Consider the following 4,687-nt stretch of genomic DNA (forward strand, 5'->3'; position numbering starts at 1 on the left):
AATGCGCCACGACCGTCGACTCGCCGCAGCGGCGGCAAGCAAAGTGGGCGAGGCCGTGCTCGAGCATGCCGCAGCGCAGGTACGCCTCGAACTCCTCGACGATGAAGTCGGGCAAGCCGCCAGACTGCTCTGCTCGCTCGAGGAAGGTCGGCCAGTGCTGCTCGATCAGCTGGTACAGCAGCGTCTCGTCGGGCCGCCGACGCTCGTAGCTGTCTCGACGCGGAGTCGTCGAGCACGGCGAGGGAGCAGCCACGACCAGCTACTCGGCCGTCGTAGACGTGCTTTGCGGAGCTCATGCGTGAGCCAGCGAGGTGTCCGGGATCTGGGCCACCTTCGCTTGCGGGATGGTGGCTTCGCCGACTCTTTCGCGGTGCACACACCGAGCGGTGCGTGCTCAGTGGTCGCGCAACAGGTGGCCCCGACTCTGGCCAATACACGCGCCTCGCTGAGATCGCGGCCTGACCTATTGCGAACTCGGCCGGCCTCGGGTATCGCATGGCACTGCGCGTCGCCGAGGCTGGGTGGCATTCTTCGAACAGGACACGGCGCCGCCCGGCTACGAGAACATCGGCGTGTGCATCGTGCCGCCGCCATGAGGTCGTGAGCCGTTCATCATGAGCCCTGCGAGGACCAGTCGAGTCTCTGTGCGAGGTGCATCGGCGCGCGCTAAGGCCTGGGTCGGTCGGTTCGGGACGATGCTCGCTCGAGCGCCGTGCGTGGGCCTGGCGGCGCTACTCGTCGGGGCCTGCGGTGCGCGGTCGAGCATCTCCGAGCCTCCCGTCACCGCTGGCGAACGGACGATCGAAGGCTCGACGACCGACCTCGAAGAACTCCACGCATTCGCGAAGCTCTACGGCTACGTCCGCTACTTTCATCCGAGCGACGAAGCTGCCGCGGCAGACTGGGAAGCCATCGCCGTCGCGGGTGCGCGCCGCATCGTGCAGGGAAGCACCCGCGCCGAGTTGCTCGCTGCGCTGCACGAGATCTTCCGGCCGCTCGCGCCCACGCTGCTCGTGTTCCCCATCGAGGCTCCGCCGCCCCCCGCCGAGCCCGGCCGCCGTGGTCGCGTGATAGCTTGGCAACACGAGGGGTACGGGCTCGGGTTCAATACGTCGGCGTATCAATCGGGCCGCACCCGTCGACCGCGAATGTTGTTGGGACAGGGGCCCGGCCACATCGTACTGACCGCCTCGATACCGGCCGAGCGAGTCCGCGGCAAGCGGGTGCGGCTGCGCGGCTGGGCTCGCGTCGAGGGCTCACACCGCAGCGAGATGGCGCGCCTATGGATGCGCGTCGAGCTGCCCAAGGGCGACGAGTTCTACGACTACACGCAGGATCGCCCGATCCGCTCCACCCAGTGGCAAGCGTCGAGCGTCGAATCGACGCCTGTCGGACCGGAGGCGACCCGGGTCGTGTTCGGGGGCGTCGCCGTCGGAGCGGGTGGCGTGTACTTCGACGACTTCACGCTCGAGGTCTCCGGCCCCGACGCATCGACGTGGACCGAGGTCACGCTCGACAATGGAGACTTCGAGTCCGGCAGTCCGTTCGATGGCTGGGAATTCGAGGGCTCCGGCTACGCCGTGCTCGAGGTGGGCGATACCCACGGCGGAGGAGCGGCGCTGAAGCTCGAGCGCTTGCGCCACAAAGTCCGCGGTGATGTGTTCGACGAACGACCGAGCGTCGGCGAGACCTTCGAGCGCGACCTTGGGGCCGGCCTCGCGTGCCGCGTCGTACTCGGGCTGCCGGCGAGCAAGCCCCTCGACATCCTCCCCACGAAGCTCGAGCCGCTGCCGGATGCGAGCGATCCGGCCGTCCGCGTGGCCGCGGCCATCATTGGGTGGAACGTGCTGCGGCACTTCTACCCGTACCACGACGTCATCGGCGAGGACTGGGAGCAGGTGCTCGACCTCGTGCTCACCGACGTGCTCGACGACAGCGGACCCGAGGACCTGCTGCTCACGCTGCGTCGCCTCGTTCATCGCCTGCACGACGGCCACGGCCATGTCGACGGGCCACTCGAGCCCGAGGTCGTGCTTCCGCTGCGGCTCGTGCGTATCGATGACGTCTTCGTCGTGACCGCGGCACCAAAGGACCATCCGCTGCAGCGCGGCGACGAGCTCGTGAGCATCGACGGCGTCTCGTCGGCCGAGCGGTTCGAGCAACGCGCTGCCTTCGTGTCCGGCTCGCCCCAGTGGATCGAGTACGTACTGCTCAATTGGGCCCGCATCACGGAAGGACGCGCGGGCACGGTGGCGCGCGTCGAGATCCTTCGTGACGACGTCTCGCACATGTTCGAGCTCGAGCGCACCCCGTTCGTGAGTGCTCCCGAGGAGTTCGACCGCCCCTACTTCGACACGCTCGAGCCCGATGTGCTGTACGTCGACCTCGAGCGCATCCCCGGGGACGAGCTCGCGCAGAAGATGGACGTCATCGCGCGAGCAAAAGCCGTCATCATCGATGTGCGCGGCTACCCGCAAGCCGACAAAGCATGGCTACGGCACTTCTTGACCAAGCCCGAGCGCGCGAAGTGGATGTTCGTGCCGCGTATCATCCGACCCGACTACGAGGGCGTGAGTGGCTTCCGCGAGGTCGGCTGGAACCTGCGTCCGGCGAACCCACACGTGACCGGCCAGGTCGCCTTCATCACCGGACCCGCAGCGATCAGCTACGCCGAGTCGCTGATGGGGTACGTCGAGGCCCATCGGCTCGGACCCATCGTCGGCTCGGCGACCGCCGGTGCGAACGGCAACATCAATAAGGTCATGTTGCCCGGCGGGTTCTGGATCAGGTTTACCGGCATGAAGGTCACGCGCATCGACGGCCGTCAGCACCACAACGTCGGCGTGCAGCCGACACATCCGGTCGAGCGGACGCTGGCGGGGATCCGTGCGGGTCGCGACGAGGAACTCGAGGTGGCTCTGGATCTCGTGCGCCCTGCCACGGTCACACGTTGAAGCGAAAAGGCGTGACGTCGCCATCGCCGACGAACTCCGACCCAAGCGAACAGCGCCCATCGCGTATACAGCTATTCGAGGTGGACGATCTCGTAGTTGGGGTCACGCACCCATCTCGCTTCGTGTGGCTGGGTGACATGAGAAACTCCGCCCCCGATGAGCCGTGAACGCGTTGTCATCCTCGGGGGCGGCATGGCGGCGCTGACAGCCGCATTCGAGCTGACCGAAGCGCCCGACTGGCGACAACACTATCGTTGTTACAGCGGGTGTTCGCGGTCGACGTGATGAGGTGCCCGTGGTGCCGAGGCGCGATGAAGCTCGTCGAGCTCGCCAACGAGCGCGAGGCTATCGCTCGAGCGCTCGCCACGGTTGGGCTCGGGCCGAGGCCACCGTCGCGGCCGAGGCCGCCCTTGCCTGGCCAACTCGAGCTGAAGTTCGCTGCTTGAACCCTGAGCGTCGCGTCCGACAATGGTTGCGATGAGCGTCGCCATGGCTCGAGCCGGCGATGGTCACGCCAGTCCGCGTCGAGCTGACCACCGCGGCCAACCAGGCTCGGCCTTCAGAACCCGCTGAACTCGATCCGCGACGCGACCGCGACGGCGTTGAAGCCGACATGAGTCAAGATCGCCAGTTGAGCGATGGCGAGCCCGACCAGGCCCGCGAGGGCGAACAACAAGAGCTCGCCGCCGGTCGCTTGGAGCGTCTTCGCCAGGGGCCGGCGGCGTGGGTTGGCATCCATCGCGGTCCGAGCATAGCCCGGCCCCGAACCCGAGAGCGCTGAGCCGACGAAGATCTGAACAGGGCGTGGTGGTCGAGCGGTATCTCGGGCTCAGGTGCCGACCGAACGCCAAGCCCAGCGGGCGCTTGGCTCGGTCTAGAAGTGAACGTCGAAGCGCGCCGATGATTGCCGCGAGCACGTAAGCATGGGTGCCATCGTGCCAGGCTCGTTCGAGCCCACAGTGTGCCGACCGAGCGATACCTCGACCCCATCGCTCGTGCTACCCTCGCCCGATGTTGCCCCCGACGGATACGGCGCTCGATCAGCCGTCCACGCGACCGTACTTCCTGTGGTGGACGTCCGCGACCGTGGCGGATCTGCGAGAGAAGCTCGTCTCCCCGGATCCGCTGGAGCGCGGCTACTGGATGGGAGCGTTGCTGCGCGAGGCAAATTCTCGCGACGTCTGGTTGTTTGTGACGCCGGCGCAGATTCGCGAGGCGTGGCCGGTCGTGCTGCGCCATCTGGGTCGACGGCGCGAGCTGTGGGGCTACTTGCTCGACATGGACCCGAGTTGGCCGCCCGCTGAACAGGGTCGAGAACTGAGCTAGCTCGAAGCTCCCGAGGCCTACGATGCTGGGTGAGCTCAGCTTCGGCCGCGGCGATCGCCGGTCTGGCGCGGCGGCAGCCCGGTATGTTGCGTCAACGCCGTGCCCTTGCGCGGTCCCTGCTTGCCCTGTTTGCGCCGCCGACCCTCACCGAGGCCGCCGGTCCCGGCCGGCTGGAACCGTGGGATCAGGTGCCGCTTGCCGTTGCCGTTCAGATCCTCACGACCCATGCGCGTGAGGGCCTCGCGGAGCAGCGGCCAATTGTTGGGATCGTGGTAGCGCAAGAACGCCTTGTGCAAGCGGCGAAGCGCCAACCCCTTGGGCACCGCGACTTGCTCGGTCGCCTCGTCGCGGGTCAGCTTGCGCAGCGGGTTGCGGCCGCTGTGATACATGGCCGTGGCGGTTGCCAT

General features: G+C 67.4%; 5 protein-coding genes. 2 read left to right on the forward strand and 3 right to left on the reverse strand.

From position 1 onward, the window contains the following. Window positions 1-253 (reverse strand): transposase zinc-binding domain-containing protein (locus tag DB30_RS40330; RefSeq protein ID WP_205633197.1); only part of this gene is annotated, 253 nt, incomplete at its 3' end. A 442-nt stretch (window positions 254-695) separates the two neighbouring features. Here DB30_RS40330 and DB30_RS42645 point away from each other — a divergent pair. After that, window positions 696-2,954: a S41 family peptidase gene (locus DB30_RS42645; RefSeq protein WP_146662891.1), complete on the forward strand. Its 2,259-nt coding sequence runs from the start codon at window positions 696-698 to the stop codon at window positions 2,952-2,954. A gap of 559 nt (window positions 2,955-3,513) precedes the next feature. Here DB30_RS42645 and DB30_RS40340 read toward each other — a convergent pair. After that, window positions 3,514-3,693, reverse strand: coding sequence for a hypothetical protein (locus DB30_RS40340; RefSeq protein ID WP_052559410.1), 180 nt, complete (start codon window positions 3,691-3,693; stop codon window positions 3,514-3,516). Window positions 3,694-3,965: 272 nt separating this feature from the next. Between DB30_RS40340 and DB30_RS40345 the strand changes: the two genes are divergently transcribed. Beyond that, window positions 3,966-4,280 carry a hypothetical protein gene (locus DB30_RS40345; RefSeq protein WP_052559412.1) on the forward strand — a complete coding sequence of 105 codons (315 nt, stop codon included), beginning with the start codon at window positions 3,966-3,968 and terminating at the stop codon, window positions 4,278-4,280. A 35-nt stretch (window positions 4,281-4,315) separates the two neighbouring features. Here the strand turns inward: DB30_RS40345 and DB30_RS40350 are convergent. Beyond that, window positions 4,316-4,687: DUF3362 domain-containing protein (locus DB30_RS40350; protein WP_052559413.1), on the reverse strand; the 372-nt coding region annotated here is incomplete at its 5' end.

This window comes from Enhygromyxa salina (genome assembly GCF_000737335.2).
Lineage (GTDB): Bacteria > Myxococcota_A > Polyangia > Nannocystales > Nannocystaceae > Plesiocystis > Plesiocystis salina_C.